This is a genomic window from Oerskovia paurometabola, assembly GCF_016907365.1.
Taxonomy (GTDB): domain Bacteria; phylum Actinomycetota; class Actinomycetes; order Actinomycetales; family Cellulomonadaceae; genus Oerskovia; species Oerskovia paurometabola.
The window spans coordinates 329,945-345,300 of the sequence record NZ_JAFBBV010000001.1 but is presented as its reverse complement, the minus strand read 5'-3'; the positions used below and the strand labels follow the sequence as shown (position 1 = coordinate 345,300).

13 protein-coding genes are annotated in these 15,356 nt (G+C 72.8%); 7 read left to right on the top strand and 6 right to left on the bottom strand.

Features of this window, described 5'->3' with window-relative positions; genetic code table 11:
• Positions 1 to 86 precede the first annotated feature (86 nt).
• Positions 87 to 1,100 (top strand): excalibur calcium-binding domain-containing protein, encoded by a 1,014-nt coding sequence (locus JOD48_RS01545; protein ID WP_204806920.1) that lies wholly within the window; start codon positions 87 to 89, stop codon positions 1,098 to 1,100.
• Positions 1,101 to 1,198: 98 nt separating this feature from the next.
• Here JOD48_RS01545 and JOD48_RS01540 read toward each other — a convergent pair whose 3' ends face one another.
• From JOD48_RS01540 to JOD48_RS01525, 4 genes are all read right to left on the bottom strand, one after another.
• Positions 1,199 to 1,963, bottom strand: coding sequence for an amino acid ABC transporter ATP-binding protein (locus JOD48_RS01540; protein WP_191790054.1), 765 nt, complete (start codon positions 1,961 to 1,963; stop codon positions 1,199 to 1,201).
• A gap of 89 nt (positions 1,964 to 2,052) precedes the next feature.
• Entirely contained in the window at positions 2,053 to 3,096 is a 1,044-nt protein-coding gene (locus JOD48_RS01535) for an amino acid ABC transporter permease (RefSeq protein WP_191789982.1), read from the bottom strand.
• Positions 3,097 to 3,125: 29 nt separating this feature from the next.
• On the bottom strand, positions 3,126 to 4,049 hold the full coding sequence (locus JOD48_RS01530; RefSeq protein ID WP_191789983.1) for an ABC transporter substrate-binding protein: 924 nt from the start codon (positions 4,047 to 4,049) through the stop codon (positions 3,126 to 3,128).
• 196 nt (positions 4,050 to 4,245) lie between these two features.
• A complete protein-coding gene (locus tag JOD48_RS01525) occupies positions 4,246 to 5,175 on the bottom strand; it encodes an ABC transporter substrate-binding protein (RefSeq protein WP_191789984.1) in 930 nt (309 codons plus the stop codon).
• A 571-nt stretch (positions 5,176 to 5,746) separates the two neighbouring features.
• On the opposite strand from JOD48_RS01525, the gene JOD48_RS01520 reads away from it, so the two are divergent.
• Positions 5,747 to 7,741, top strand: a complete 1,995-nt coding sequence (locus JOD48_RS01520; protein ID WP_204806918.1) for an ABC transporter ATP-binding protein — start codon at positions 5,747 to 5,749, stop codon at positions 7,739 to 7,741.
• 5 nt (positions 7,742 to 7,746) lie between these two features.
• On the top strand, positions 7,747 to 9,642 hold the full coding sequence (locus JOD48_RS01515; RefSeq protein WP_204806916.1) for an ATP-binding cassette domain-containing protein: 1,896 nt from the start codon (positions 7,747 to 7,749) through the stop codon (positions 9,640 to 9,642).
• 88 nt (positions 9,643 to 9,730) lie between these two features.
• Here JOD48_RS01515 and JOD48_RS01510 read toward each other — a convergent pair whose 3' ends face one another.
• Together JOD48_RS01510 and JOD48_RS01505 are read right to left on the bottom strand one after the other, a co-directional pair.
• The gene (locus tag JOD48_RS01510; RefSeq protein WP_204806913.1) at positions 9,731 to 10,897 is read right to left on the bottom strand and encodes a winged helix DNA-binding domain-containing protein; all 1,167 of its coding nucleotides are present in this window, start codon (positions 10,895 to 10,897) and stop codon (positions 9,731 to 9,733) included.
• Between the two features lies 1 nt (position 10,898).
• Positions 10,899 to 11,585: an LmeA family phospholipid-binding protein gene (locus JOD48_RS01505; RefSeq protein WP_204806910.1), complete on the bottom strand. Its 687-nt coding sequence runs from the start codon at positions 11,583 to 11,585 to the stop codon at positions 10,899 to 10,901.
• A 125-nt stretch (positions 11,586 to 11,710) separates the two neighbouring features.
• Between JOD48_RS01505 and JOD48_RS01500 the strand changes: the two genes are divergently transcribed.
• The 4 genes from JOD48_RS01500 (at position 11,711) to JOD48_RS01485 (ending at position 15,356) form a co-directional block, all read left to right on the top strand.
• Positions 11,711 to 12,493: an LLM class F420-dependent oxidoreductase gene (locus JOD48_RS01500; RefSeq protein ID WP_204806908.1), complete on the top strand. Its 783-nt coding sequence runs from the start codon at positions 11,711 to 11,713 to the stop codon at positions 12,491 to 12,493.
• 69 nt (positions 12,494 to 12,562) lie between these two features.
• On the top strand, positions 12,563 to 13,924 hold the full coding sequence (locus JOD48_RS01495) for a multidrug effflux MFS transporter (RefSeq protein ID WP_204806907.1): 1,362 nt from the start codon (positions 12,563 to 12,565) through the stop codon (positions 13,922 to 13,924).
• 270 nt (positions 13,925 to 14,194) lie between these two features.
• Positions 14,195 to 14,566, top strand: coding sequence for a VOC family protein (locus JOD48_RS01490; RefSeq protein WP_191789991.1), 372 nt, complete (start codon positions 14,195 to 14,197; stop codon positions 14,564 to 14,566).
• 34 nt (positions 14,567 to 14,600) lie between these two features.
• Entirely contained in the window at positions 14,601 to 15,356 is a 756-nt protein-coding gene (locus JOD48_RS01485; protein ID WP_204806905.1) for a uracil-DNA glycosylase, read from the top strand.

Here is a 15,356-nt window from a genome sequence, read left to right as displayed (position 1 = left end):
GACGCACCCAGGACACCCGGGAATTGGCATCGACGGGCCGTCCTGCAGCATAGTGAGCGCGCAGGAACCGTCGAAGGAGAGCTCCCATGGCCGTACATTTCAACCCGCCGCCCGGCTGGTTGGTACCTCCCGGTTTCTCCCCTTCGTCGGACTGGCACCCGGATCCCGCCTGGCCGGCCGCTCCCGCAGGCTGGGTCTTCTGGGTCGAGGCCGCACCGACGCCCCCGCCCGCCCCGCCCACGGCCGGTGCCGAGGCGTGGTCGCGACAGACCCCGGGCGGCGGGATCCCGCTCCACTTCCCGACCGCGATCGTCCCCGTGACGCCGGGGCACGGGGCTGCGTCCCCCTCCGCGCCCTCACCGTCGGGCCCGCCGTCCGGGCCGACGCGTCGCTCGCTGCGCGACGTCGGCGGCGCGAGCGGAGCCCCGACCGAGTCGCCGTCCTCGACCATGATCCTGCCGGTCGTCGGCGGTGCCGGGGCGGCTGGTCACGCCGGGCACGCCGCGGGTCCTGCCGCCCCCCTCCCCGCCGCCCCGGCCGAGCCGACCGCGTCCGCGCACGGGCCGCTCGCGATCTTCTCGGGCGACGACGAGCCCCGGGAGGAGCGCTCGTACATGCGCTGGCTCCTGCCTCTGGGCGTCGGTGTCGGAGGGGTCGCCGTCGGGCTCATCCTCGGGCTGGGCGTGACGCTCAAGGCACAGTCGGAGGCCGGCGACGCCACCGCCGCCGCAGCGCAGACGACCGAGCAGATGGCGGCCGAACGGGCCAAGCTCGACACCGAGCGCGCCGACCTGGACACCCAGCTCGCGGGCATCACGGCCTCGACCGAGGCGGTCGCCGCCCGGGAGGCTGCGGTCTCGGCCCTCGAGACCGAGCTCGAGGCGCGCAAGATCGCGCTCGACGAGCGCGAGGCCACGATCGCGGAGAAGGAGGCCGACGCGGGGAACGACGACGGCGGCTGGCAGAGCGGGAAGGTCAACGGCATCTACCTGACGTGCGACGCCGTGAAGCGTGACGGCAAGGCCCCGCTCAAGCAGGGCGACGACGGCTTCAACCCGGCGCTCGACTGGGACGGCAACGGGGTCGCCTGCGAGCGCTGACGCCGAGGGGGGCAGCCGCCCGGGGCGGGCGCGCGCCGGGACGACGACGGCCCCCGGATCTCTCGATCCAGGGGCCGCGAGTCGTGCTGGGCAGACCTCTACAGCACGTGCGCCAGGAACTCCCGGGTGCGCTCCTCGCGCGGGTTCGTGAGCACCTCGCGGGGGTCGCCCTGCTCGACGATCACGCCGTCGTCCATGAACACCACGTGGTCGCCGACCTCGCGCGCGAAGCCGATCTCGTGGGTCACGACGATCATCGTCATGCCGCTCTCGGCGAGGTCGCGCATGACCGCGAGCACCTCGCCCACGAGCTCGGGGTCGAGCGCCGACGTCGGCTCGTCGAACAGCATGAGCTCGGGGTCCATCGCGAGCGCCCGCGCGATCGCGACGCGCTGCTGCTGGCCGCCCGAGAGCTGGGCCGGGTAGTGGTCCATGCGGTCCGCGAGGCCGACCCGTTCGAGCAGCTCCACGGCCCGCGCGCGGGCCTGCGCCCGCGACAGCCCGCGGACCTGGACCGGCGCCTCCATGACGTTCTGGAGCGCCGTCATGTGCGGGAACAGGTTGAAGCGCTGGAACACCATGCCGATGCGCGAGCGCTGCTCGGCGATGACCTTGGGGTGCAGACGGTGCAGCCGCTTCTTGCCGTTGTTCTCGACCTCGCGGTAGCCGATCAGGTCGCCGTCGACGTAGATGCGTCCCGCCGTGAGGTCCTCGAGCTCGTTGATGCAGCGCAGCAGCGTGGACTTGCCCGAGCCCGACGGGCCCAGGACGACGCACACCGAGCCGCGCGGCACCTCGAGGTCCACGCCCTTGAGGACGTGGACGTCGCCGAAGGCCTTGTGCACCCCGACGATCTCCACCATGGGCGCGACGGACGCGTCGGCGGGCGACGCCGTCGGGCCGGAGGCGGAGCCCGCAGCCGGGCCGGGGGCGGGGCTGAGTGCGTCCGCGGTCACGGGGTCACCTCCAGGAAGGGGTCGGCGTTCGCGGTCGTGCCCGACGCCGCTATCGCCTCCTGCTTGCTCGGCTTCTTCGGGCCCCTGCCCGGCTTGCGACGACGGCTCGTGCCCGTCGACGTGCCGAACCCGCGCCCGTAGTACTGCTCGATGAAGTGCTGGCCGACCATGAGGATGCTCGTGATCAGCAGGTACCAGATCGCCGCGACCATGAGCAGCGGGATCGGGAGGAAGATGCGGTTCGCGATCGCGTTGGACGCGAACGTCAGGTCCAGGCTGAACGGCACCGCGAGGACCAGCGACGTGGTCTTGAGCATCGAGATCGTCTCGTTGCCCGTCGGCGGGACGATCACGCGCATGGCCTGCGGCAGGATGATGCGCCGCAGGATCTTGCCGTCCTTCATGCCCAGGGCCTTCGCGGCCTCGGCCTGCCCCGGGTCCACCGACCCGAGACCGGCGCGCACGATCTCCGCGAGGTACGCGGCCTCGTTGAGCGCCAGGCCCAGGATCGCGGCGCGGGCCGCGGTGAAGAGGTCCGCGGTGTCGAAGACGAACCACTCGGGCCCGAACGGGACCCCCAGGCTCAGCTTGGGGTAGAGCACCGAGATGAGGCCCCAGAACACGAGCTGCGTGTAGATCGGGGTGCCGCGGAAGAACCAGATGTAGAACCAGCTCGTCGCGCGCATGACCGGGTTGTCCGAACGCCGCATGACCGCGAGGATCACCGCGAGGACGACCGCGATGGCCATCGAGGAGAACGTCAGGATCAGCGTCCACCCGACGCCGCGCATGATCTGCACGTCACGCAGGTAGAGCCAGACGACGTCCCACCGGAACTTCTCGTTCGTGACCAGGCCGTGCACGGCCATGGCCGCGAGGACCAGGAGGACCACGGCCGCCGCCCAGCGCCCCGGCCGGGGCACCGGGACCGCACGGATGCGGTCCGGTATCCGGTCGACAGGCGCGGTCGCCGTGCCGCGGCTCGCGGAACCACCGCTCGGGGGACCGTCGGGCGTCGGGGTGCTGGGCGGCTGGGCCATGGCTACCTCTGTTCTGTCAGGGGATCGGCTCAGGAGACCACGGGGTTGAGCTCGGCCGTGGTCACCGCACCGGAGGTGTTGCCCCAGGTGTCGAGGATGGTCGTGTAGTCGCTGTCGTCCATGAGCTTCTGCACCGCGGCCTGGACGGCCTGCGCGAGCGCGGTGTCGTCCTTGGCGATCGCGATGCCGTGCAGCGAGTCGGCGAAGATGTCGCCGAGCTGCTCGATCTGGCCTCCGGTCTGCGTCACGGCGTACGCGACGACCTGCGAGTCCGCGTACATGACGTCTGCCTTGCCACCGACCAGGTTCGTCGTGACGTCGGCCTGGCTCGCGTAGCGCAGCGGCGTGATGTCCGCCTTGCCCGCGGCCTCGCAGTCCGCCATCAGCCCGTCGAGCGCGTCGTCCTCGACCGTGCCCGTCTGGACCGCGATGCTCAGGCCGCACACGTCGGACGGGTCGACGTCCTTCGGGTTGCCCTTGGCCACGGCGAACGCCTCGCCCGCACGGAAGTAGCTGACCATGTTGACCTCGGCGGTGCGCTCCGGGGTGATCGTGAAGCCCGAGACCCCGATGTCGTACTTGGAGCCGATCGCCGGGATGATCGAGGAGAAGTCGGCGTTGGTGACCTCGACGTCGAGGCCCAGCACGGCGCCGATCGCCTTGGCGAGGTCGACGTCGTACCCGACGATGGTCTTGCCGTCGTCGCCGATGAACTCGGCCGGGGCGTACGTCGCGTTGGTGCCGACCGTCAGGGTGCCGGCCTCGGCGACGTCGGCCGGGAGCATCGCCGCGATCGCGTCGTCCTTGGCGATGGTCGACGGGTCGAACGCCTCGGCGGACGAGCCGCCCTCGGTGGGCGAGGAACCAGAGCCCGAGGAGGCGTCGGTGCACGCCGTGAGCGCGAGCGTCGCGGCGATGGCGGTGAGGGCGGTGAGGACGGGCAGCCTGCGCATGGGGGGTCTCTCGTTTCGTGGTGGTGATCTCCGGCGCCGACCTCAGGGGGGTGGGTCACACGCCGCGCAACGCGGGCAGCACGGAGCGGCGCCGCACCGTTGCCCTCCCAGTTTCCCGCGCGGGCGCCCGGACTGGCAAAACGGGGGGCGCCTCGTGGTGCCGGACCCGAGGTCGGGCCCGGCACCACCGGCAGCGTCAGGAGACCGGCGGGTTGACCACGGCCTCGTCGAGAGCCCCGTCCTCGTTGCCCCACGAGGCCAGGATGTCGCTGAACGTGCCGTCCTCCATGAGGACCGTGAGCGCCGCCTGGATCGCGGCCGCGAGCGCGGTGTCCGCCTTCGCGGTCACGATGCCCTGGGGCGCCGAGTCGAAGACCTCCCCGATCTGCTCGATCTCTCCCTTGGTCTGCTCGACCGCGTACGACACGATCGGCGAGTCCGCGTACATGATGTCGGCCTTGCCGCCGACGAGGTTGACCGTCGCGTCGGCCTGGTTGTCGTAGCGCAGGATCTGGAGCGGCTGCTCACCGTCCTCCTCGCAGGTCGTGCTGATCTCGTCGGCCCCCTCGTCCTCGACCGTGCCCGTCTGGACCGCGACCGTCAGCCCGCAGATGTTCGACGGGTCGACCTTCTTCGGGTTGCCCTTCTGCACCGAGAACGCCTCGCCCGCGTTGAAGTAGCTGATCATGTTGGCCTCGGCCATGCGCTCGGCCGTGATCGTGAACGACGAGATCCCGACGTCGTACTTGGTGCCCAGCGCCGGGATGATGCCCGGGAAGTCCGCCGACTCGACGACGACCTCGAGCCCCAGGACCGCGCCGACGGCCGAGATGATGTCGATGTCGTACCCGACGGGCGTCGACCCGTCCGCCGCGATGAACTCCGCGGGCGCGTACTCGGTGTTCGACGCGACCACGAGCTTGCCCGCGCTCGCGATCTCGGCCGGCAGCAGCGCCGCCGCGGCGTCGTCCTTCTGCACCGACGTGAGGTCGAAGGGGGCCACCGTGGCCGTCTCCCCCGAGGCCCCGGCGGACGAGGAGTCGGCAGGCTGCGAGGCGTCCGTGCAGGCCGTGAGGGCCAGGGTCGCCGCGGCCGTGACCGCGACGAGGAGTGGCATCTTGCGCATGAGAGCTCCGATCGGTGGGTACGTCGTGGCGCGTCACTCTAGGGGTGATACGTCTCGCTCGCGTCACGGACGGGTTTCGGTTCGGCACCTTGCTCGCCCGCTCGCCGACCACCCTGCGAAAAGGAAGCGACCCTCACCAACCACCTGCGCTACTGTCGGCGCGCACCGACAGACGGCCGCCACCGACGGCAGCCGCACGCGACCGGAGGGGAGCCGCCCATGACACGCACACCCACGTGCCCGCGCTGGCGCCCCTCCCCCTGCACACCCCGCCAGGTCACCACCGGATGACGCGGCGCGGGACGTTCGCTCGGCAGGCTCCTCGGAGCCGACCAGCGCCGTCCCGGGCCCGCACCGTCCGCCCCCGCAGCCTCCGCACGCCCACCGCCGTGCGGAGTCCCTGGGACCCGCGCAGCCGCGCGACCCGCCCGGCCGCGGCAGCACACCCCCACCAGCACCCGACCCACCCGTCGGCGTACCCGTCCCCGGACGCGAGCGACGCCGTCGGGCCGCGCGGCCTCGCAGGCAGGCGCACCCGCAGACCGACCCGTCCCACCCACCGGAGGTACCGATGACCGACGACCCACCCGCGCACGCCCCCGACGGCGCGGCGCGCCTGCCCCGCACGAGCTCGCTCAAGGCCACGCTCGCCGCCCGCGCCTCGCGCTGGACCGACCTCGCGCAGCTCCTGCCCCAGGCCGGCAAGCCGCTCGTCGCCGCGGCCGCGCTGCTCAACGTGCTCCTGGGGCTGCTGCCGCTCGCGTTCATCGTCCTCATCGGCTACGTCCTGTACCTCGTGCCGCTCGTCGCCGAGAGCACGGCCGGGACGGGCCACCCGCCTGGCACCCCCGGCTGGTCCGAGCTCTGGACGACGCTCGCCCTCGCGGTCGGCGTGTTCGTGGTCCAGCAGGTCCTCGCGCCCTTCCAGGCGGGCGTCACCGAGGTCATCGCGCGCCGCGTCGACGAGCACTGCATCGACCGGCTCATGAGCGCCGCGCTGCACGACGCGCCGCTGAACGCGCTCGAGAGCCCCGAGGCCCTGGACCTGCTGGCCGACGCCCGCGCGGCCTTCGCCCGCGAGGCGCGCCCACCGGGGGACGCGGCCGCCGCGCTGCTGTCGCTCCTGTCGCGCTACGTCCAGCTGCTCGGCGCGATCGTGCTGGTGGGCGTCGTCGTCTCCCCCCTCGCGGGGGTCGTGATCCTGGCGACCGGGCTCTCGATGCGGTTCGGGGTGCGCGGGACCCTCGGGAAGTTCGCCGACATGTGGGACGCGCTGTCGGGCTCTCGTCGCAAGGTCTTCTACCTGCGGGACCTCGCCACGGGGGCGCGGGCGGCCAAGGAGATCCGTCTGCTGGGTCTGCTCCCCTGGGTGCGGGCTCGCCTGCGCGCCGACACCATGGCCGCGTACGAGCCCGCCTGGGCGGGGAGCCGCAAGCTCCAGTTCTGGCCCATCATCGGGCTCTCGTGCGTGGGCCTCGTGGGTGGCGCGGTCGTCCTCGCGCTCCTGGCCGACGCCGCCGCGTCCGGCAGGCTGAACCTGTTCCAGCTCGGCGTCGCGCTGCAGGCCGTGCTGATCCCCATGCGGTTCGGGGTGTACTTCCCCGAGGCCGACGTGCAGACCCAGTTCGGCCTGCACTCGTTCCACGCGCTGCGGACGTTCGAGCAGCAGATCGCCTCGGCCCGTCCGGCGCGTCCGACGGCTCGCGTCGCGGCGCGGCGCCCCGAGCGGGGCATCCGCTTCGAGGGCGTGCGCTTCCGCTACACCGACGACACCCCGTGGGTGCTCGACGGCCTCGACCTCGAGCTCGGCGCCGGGCGGTCCACGGCGATCGTGGGGCTCAACGGCGCGGGCAAGACGACGCTCGTCAAGCTCCTCGCCGGGCTCTACGAGCCGGTCGAGGGCCGGATCCTGGTCGACGGCGTCGACCTGCGCGACCTCGACACGCAGGACTGGCAGCGGCAGCTCGCGCTGATCTTCCAGGACTACGTGCGCTACGAGCTCACGGCCGCGGAGAACATCGGCCTGGGTGCGCCCGCGCTGCTCGACGACCGTGACGCCATCACGGCCGCGGCCAGCAGGGCCGGGGCGCTCGACGCCCTGAGCGGACTGCCCGAGGGGCTCGACACCACGCTCTCGCGCCGCTACCCCGGCGGGCGCGACCTGTCGGGCGGGCAGTGGCAGCGGGTCGCGCTCGCCCGGGCGCTCCTCGCGATCCAGGGCGGCTCGTCCGTCCTGGTCCTCGACGAGCCGACGGCGCAGCTCGACGTGCGTGCCGAGGCGGAGTTCTTCGACCGCTTCCTCGCGACCACGGAGAACATCACGAGCGTCGTCATCTCGCACCGCTTCTCGACCGTCCGCCACGCGGACCGGATCGCCGTGATCGAGCACGGCCGCGTCGTCGAGTGCGGCGACCACGTCGAGCTCGTCGCGCTCGGCGGCCGCTACGCCGACCTGTTCGAGCTCCAGGCACAACGCTTCCGCGACACCGCGTCCGTGGGCGCGACCGCGTCGGCCGAGGCCGACGACCCCACCAGCCCCATCGCAGAGGCGGAGACCGCATCGTGAGGACCATGCTCAGAGCCGCACGCTTCTTCCTCGTCCTGGGCTACCGCACGGACAGGCGCCGCCTGCTCACGGCGGCGATCCTCATGACGATCGGCTACCTCGCCGGGCCGCTCGTCGGCGTCGCGCTCGGCGCCCTGACGAACGCCGCCCTCGACCAGCAGACGGGCCTCGCGATCAGCCTGGGCGTGTGCGTCGCGGTCCTGCTGATCTTCGAGCTCATGATGGGCCACTTCGCACACCTGTACTACTTCGAGCTCGCGGACCTGCAGCAGCTCGAGCTGACCGACGAGGTCGCGAGGCTCGCGCACGACAACCCGCAGATCGACCAGTTCGACCGGCCGCGGTTCGCCGAGCTCCTGACCCTCGTCACCGAGGGGCTGCAGCGCGTGCGGTCCGCGCTCGAGGCGACGCTCCAGCTCAGCGGGCTGCTGCTCCAGGTCACGATCACGACCGTCATCCTGGCGTTGGTCGAGCCGTGGTTGCTGCTGCTGCCGCTCGCCGCGCTGCCGCCCGTGCTCCTCAACAACCGGGCGCAGAAGGTGCTCGACTCCGCACGCGACGCGTCCGCGCACGAGGTCCAGCTCTCGACGCACCTCGTCTCGCTCGCGACCACGGGCAGCTCGGCCAAGGAGGTGCGCCTGTTCGGCGCACAGGCCCCGGTCGTCGCGCGCCAGCGTGCGGCGTGGTCGGCGACGACGGCCCGTGTGTGGTCGGCGCACCGCCGCAGCGCCCTGCTGCGCGCGGCCGGGCAGGCGTGGTTCGCGTGCGCGTACGGCGTCGCGGTGTTCCTGGTCGTGCGCCAGGCCGTCACGGGATCGGCGAACGTGGGCCAGGTCGTCCTGGTCATCACGCTCGCGGTCCAGGTGAGCGTCCAGGTCTCGGGCGCGCTCGCGCTGCTCGGCACCCTGCAGGGGGTCGGGCGCACGGTGTCGCACGTCGAGGAGCTGCGCGCGTCGGTCGCGCGTCCCGCCTCTCCCGCGGCACCCGGCCAACCGGTGCCCGACGGCGCCGCGCACCCGGGTGCGTCCGGCACCCCGGTCGGCGAGGACGTGGCGACCGCGTCGTCGGGCACCGTCACCGCGCCCGCGGGTGAGCCCGTGGGCTCGGGCGGCGTGCCCGCGCGGCTCACGCGCGGCGTGCGTTTCGAGGACGTGACCTTCACCTACCCCGACACGGACCGCGTGATCCTCGACGGCGTGAGCCTCGACGTGCCCGCGGGGTCGACCCTCGCGGTCGTGGGCGACAACGGCGCGGGCAAGAGCACTCTCGTCAAGCTGCTGTGCGGGCTGTACCGGCCGACGTCGGGGCGGATCCTCGTCGACGGCGTCGACCTGCGCGACCTCGACGACGCCGAGTGGCAGGCGCGCACCGCGACCCTGTTCCAGGACTTCGCGCGGTTCGAGCTCACGATCCGCGAGAACGTGGGCGTGGGGCGGCTCGCGTCGCTCGACGTCGACGAGGACCTGTGGGCCGCGCTCGACCGGGCGCGCGGTCGCGGCATCGTCGAGAAGCAGGCGGCCGGGCTCGACCAGCTCCTGGGGCACGGGTACGGGAACGGTGTCGGGCTCTCGGGCGGGCAGTGGCAGACGCTCGGTCTCGGGCGCACGCTCCTGCGCCGTGAGCCGCTGCTGCTCGTCCTCGACGAGCCCGCCGCTGCGCTCGACGCCGCGGCCGAGCACGCGCTGTTCGAGCGGTTCGTCGCGACGGCCGACGAGGCCGGACGGGCCGGGGGTGCGATCACGTGCTTCGTGTCGCACCGGTTCTCGACCGTGCGGGACGCGGACCAGATCGTGGTGCTCGACGCCGGGAAGGTCAGGGAGCACGGCGACCACGCGGCCCTCATGGCGCGCGGCGACCTGTACGCGGAGCTGTTCGGCCTCCAGGCGGGCGCGTACGCGTAGGGGTCGCACCCGAGGTGGGTGGGTGGGTCGGGTGGCTCGGTCGAGCCGCCTGGCCCACCTCGGGTCCGGCGCCGGGTCCGGCGCCGTGTCAGGACGCCTCGTACGCCACGCCCCAGTGGGCTGCGAGCCGCTCCGCCTGGGCGTCGAAGCCCTGCTGCTCGGCCCGGGTCAGCGGCCGGAAGAGCTGGGTGTCGAGGCGCAGGGTCTTCGCGGTCAGGACGTGCCGCCACCGCCCGACCACGCGGCCGTCCACGGCGATCACGTGCAGGAACGGCGACACCTCCGTGCCGGGAAGGCGCAGCGGGAGCACGGCCGGGGCCTCGGCCGAGAGCGGGTCGCGGGCCAGGTCGCGGCTGTCCTTGTACGACACGAAGTACTCGTCGTACCCCTGGAGCAGGTCCACCTGTACAGCGCGCTCGGTGCCGCCCTGCTCGGCGGGTGGCTGGCCGTCGACGAGCCGCCAGAACGACAGGCCCTCGGCATCGCCCACGCCTGCGACCTGCTCGACGGCCGCACCCAGCAGCGCCAGCCCCTCGCGCGCCCGCGTCAGCGTGAGGCCCGACCAGCCCGCGAAGTCCTTGACGGTCGCGAGCCCCCGGCTGCGCAGGTACCGCCGCAGCAGCTCGACGAGCGCGGCGTCGTCGTCGTACGTCGCGCCGAGAGGCCCGTAGCCCGCGGGCACGCGCTCGTCGAACGCCGCGTACGTCTGCTGCTTGCCGCGAAGCGCGCCGCTGACGAGGACCCCGTCGAGCTCGGCCCGCATCACGATGTACGTGAACGCGAGCCCGCTCGACGGCAGGCCACGGTCCGCGAGGAGCGCCGCGAGCTCGGCCCGCGTGCGGTTCCCCTCCGCGACGGCCTCGGCGAGCAGGTCGGTCGCGGCCGCGTCGTGCGCCGGGCCGCCCAGGTCCGGGTAGTACGGCCGGTTGAGGCGATGCACCCGGGGCGCGGTGAGCCGCAGGAGCCAGCGGGCGTCGTCGGGCAGGACGTGGTGCCACGTGGGGCGCAGGACGTGCGTGCGCAGGAACGCTCCCGCGGAGAAGTCGTCGCGCACGGAAACCGCCGAGGGCGTCCCCACGGTGCGCTGCGCGAGCCCCCACAGGGACGGGTGGAACTCCTGCGACTGGACGGCCCCCAGGTGCCCGACGACGGCGCGCACGCTCGCGAGCCCGTCGCCCCGCAGGGAGTGCGCGACGAGGCGCGTCGCGACGACCGCCTCCGCGTCAGGCGACCCGAGCGCCCCCGAGCCGCTCACCTCACGACACCGCGAGGTCCGCGAGCGCGACGTCCTTCCCGGACAGCTCGACCCGGATCGCCCCGTCGCTCACCCCGACCGACGTGAGGCTGACGCCCTGCGGAAGGTCGAGCGGGACCGTCAGGTTCGTCACGAGCTTCGCGATCGGTGCCGGGAGGTCCGAGATCGTGATGGTCGCGGGGCCCAGGGTCAGCGCGGAGACGTCGACCGCGATCGTGTTGCCGTCGACGCGCGGCGTGAGCCGCGCCGACAGCGGCACCCCCAGGACGTCCATGCTCGCGACGAGCAGGTCCCCCTCGGTGCTGAACGTGACCGGGTTCCCCGCGGCCTTGGTCACGACCGCGTCGAGCGACGACGGTTCGAGGAGCCCCGTCGCGGTCCCCGACCGCACGACGTAGGGGTCGCTCGTCGAGACACCGCGCGCGTCGAGGTCCAGGTCGGTCACGGTGTACCCGCCGAACGTGGCCGTGGCCGCCGACCCCGTCACGTGGTCCAGCTCGCCGCCGGCGACCTGGGTCAGGAACGGGAAGCCCAGGATGTCGAGGTTCGCATCGGTGAGCTCGACGTCACCCTGCTCCATGGACCGCACCGCGGTCCCCTCGGCGATGCGCACCGTGACACGGTCGACCACCACGAGCACGAGCACCAGGACGACGAGCCCGCCGACCACCCACCACCATCGCTTCATCCGCCCACAGTAGGTGCCGAATCTGGACATCGCCCGGCCGTTGCACATCTGTGACCTGCGGAGTTGGCCACGATGCGAGGAAAGACCTCGCCGTCTCGGCACCATGCCTGTCTAGGCTGAGGCCCATGACTCGTCCCGTACGCATCGGTGTCCAGCTCCAGCCACAGCATGCCGACTACCCCCAGATCCGCGACGCGGTCGCCCGCGCCGAGGACGCCGGGGTCGACGTGATCTTCAACTGGGACCACTTCTTCCCGCTCACGGGCGACCCCGACGGCAAGCACTTCGAGTGCTGGACCATGCTCGGCGCGTGGGCCGAGCAGACGAGCCGCGTCGAGATCGGGGCGCTCGTCACGTGCAACAGCTACCGCAACCCCGAGCTCCTCGCCGACATGGCCCGCACGGTCGACCACATCTCCGGTGGCCGCCTGATCCTCGGGATCGGCGCGGGCTGGTTCGAGAAGGACTACGACCAGTTCGGCTACGAGTTCGGCACCGCGGGCTCACGCATCGCCGACCTCGCGGACGCCCTCCCCCGCATCAAGGCCCGGTGGGCCGCGTCCAACCCGGCTCCTACCCGCGAGATCCCGATCCTCGTCGGGGGAGGTGGCGAGCGCAAGACGCTGCGCATCGTGGCCGAGCACGCGACGGCCTGGCACTCGTTCGGCGACGCCGCGACGCTCGCCCGCAAGAGCGCGATCCTCGACGAGCACGGCGTCGCCGTCGGGAGGGACACGGCCTCGCTCGTCGAGCGGTCGGTCGCGGTCAACCGACCCCCTGCCGAGGTGGGCGAGGAGCTCGTGGGCCTCGGCGCGACCCTCCTGACCGTCGGTGTCAGCGGACCCGACTACGACCTGTCGCTCGTGAAGCAGTGGGTCGCCTGGCGCGACGAGCGCGCCCAGGGCTGACCCGTCTCACCCCTCGGATGCCGTACGGCGTCCGGGAACAACGGTCTGGTGGTCGGGGTTGGCGCAGTCATGGCCACCCCACCACCAGCGTCGTCAGCGTCCGCGCCCACGCGCGCCACCCGGATCACCGTCGGCTTCGTGCTGCTCCTGTCGGCCCTCACGGCGATCGGCCCGCTCACGATCGACCTGTACCTCTCGGCCTTCCCGCAGATCGTCACGGAGCTCGGCACGACCGAGTCCCGCATCCAGCTCACGCTCACCGCGACCCTCGCGGGCCTCGCGCTGGGCCAGCTCCTCATCGGCTCGCTCTCCGACGCGGTCGGGCGGCGCCTGCCGCTGCTGTCCGCGCTCTCGATCTACGTGCTGGCCTCGGTCGGGATCGTGTTCGTCCAGTCGATCGAGATGCTGACCGTGCTGCGGTTCGTCCAGGGCCTCACGGCCGCGGCCGGCATGGTCCTGTCGATGGCGATCGTGCGCGACAACTTCGAGGGTTTCCTGGTCGGCAAGGTCATCGCGCGCCTCATGCTGGTCGTGGGCGTCGCGCCGATCCTGGCCCCGACGATCGGCGCCCAGTTCCTGCGGATGGGCTCGTGGCGCCTGATGTTCGTGGCCCTCGCGGTCTTCGGCGTGCTGCTGCTCGTCCTCGCCGCGCTGCGCCTCAAGGAGTCGCTGCCCCCGGCGATGCGGCGGACGGGTGGCACGTCGGCGGCGCTGCGCTCGTACGGGTCGCTCGTGCGCGACTGGTCGTTCTTCGGCCTCGCGCTGCTCGGCGGGTTCTACATGGCCGCCATGTTCACCTACATCTCGGCGTCGACGTTCGTGTTCCAGGAGCAGTTCGGCCTGAGCGCCCAGCAGTACGCGATCATCTTCGGCGCGGGCGCGGTGTCGGTGACGATCGGCAGCCAGGTCAACGGCGCGCTCGTCGGGCGCGTGACGCCCGAGCAGATCCTGCGCGTGATCGTGCCGGTCGGGATGGTCCTCTCCGCGGGGTTGCTCGCCGCGACCCTGAGCGGGGCGGGACTGCCCGTGATCGTCGCCCTGATCGTCCTGACGCTCGGCACCGCCGGGTTCGTCATGCCGTCGGTCCCTGCGGTCGCCCTCGAGCGCAACGCGCACCGGGCCGGCAGCGCCGCGGCCCTGCTCGGGGCCATGCAGTTCGGCGTCGGCGCAGGCATCGCGCCCCTCACGGGCCTCATCGGCGGGGACGTCACGATCACCATGGCCGCGGTCATGTTCGGCGTCATCTCGGTCGCGGGGCTGCTGCTGCTGAGCCTGACGAGGTCGCTGCGGGCAGCTCCGGTCGAGGGGACGGACGACGAGCCGGTGCTGGTCTCCGACGCGTCCGAGCTCGGGGTCGTCGCGGCGGCCGAGGCCGTGGTCGAGGCCGCCGAGGCGTCGGCGACCGCAACCCCGGCACCCCGCCGCGCCTGAGCCGCGCCTGCTCGGACCACGCCTGCCGCCCCGCGCCCGGTCGACGCCGGTCGAACATGCGGTGGGCGTCCGCCGAGCATGCGGTGGGCGTCCGAACTCCCACGGATCGCGACGCCAACCGCATGCTCGGCACCGAGGAGGTGGCACCCAGGGGGCGGCGACGCGGGACAGTCCCGGCCAGCGGGTGGCCGCTTCTCTTCGTACGGTGGAGACGTGCCCGCCCCCCGGCGGGCCGTGCAGATCACCAGCCGATCAGCAGGAGCGAGAACCATGGACTGGAAGCTCGAGCTCATCCCCGTGCCCGTGTCGGACATCGACCGGGCCAAGGCGTTCTACGTCGACCAGGTCGGGTTCCACGCCGACCACGACATCCCCGTCAACGACGACCTGCGGTTCGTGCAGCTCACCCCACCGGGTTCCGCCTGCTCGATCGTGCTCGACGTCAACATGACCGACATGCCGTCGGGTGCGCAGCGCGGTCTGCAGGTCGTCGTACCGGACGCCGACGAGGCCCGTCAGCACCTCCTCGACCACGGCGTCGACGCCCCTCCTGTCGAGGACCTGCCGTGGGGCCGGTTCACGTACTTCGCAGACCCGGACGGCAACACCTGGGCGTTGCAGCAGATCGTCCCGCAGGGGTGACAGCAGCGGTGGGGCGACGTTCGCGGGAGGTGACGTGCCGCGCGAGGTGAGCGCCGTCGTCGGGCCCGACGACGCCACGTACCCCCTCCAGGCCCGTTCCGCCCGGAGCGTCGGGGCGCTCGACGAGGTGCTCGTCGAGTGCAGGGCCTGCCCGCGCCTGGTCGCGTGGCGCGAACGGGTGGCGGCGGAGAAGCGGGCCTCGTTCCGTGACGAGACGTACTGGGCGCGGCCCGTGCCCGGGTTCGGCGACGAGCGGGCCGCGGTCCTCGTGGTCGGGCTGGCGCCTGCCGCGCACGGCGCGAACCGCACGGGACGCATGTTCACGGGCGACCGTTCGGGAGACTTCCTGTTCGCGTCGATGTTCCGCACGGGGTTCGCGAACCAGCCCACGTCGGTGAGCGCGGACGACGGGCTCGTGCTGACCGGGATCCGCGTCACGGCTCCGGTCCGCTGCGCCCCGCCCGCGAACAAGCCGACCCCGCTCGAACGTCGGACGTGCGCGCCGTACCTGGGGCGCGAGCTCGAGCTCGTCGGGCCGCGGGTCGCGGTGGTGCTCGGCGCGTTCGGGTGGCAGGCGCTGCTCGCGACGCTCGACGACCAGGGGTGGTCGGTCCCGCGCCCGCGACCGCGGTTCGGTCACGGGGCCGAGGTGCGTCTCACGCATCCCGACGGTCGCACGCTGACCCTGCTCGGGTGCTTCCACGTGAGCCAGCAGAACACGTTCACGGGTCGGCTGACGCCCGAGATGCTCGACGCGGTGCTGCTGCGGGCACGGGACCTCGCCGACTGA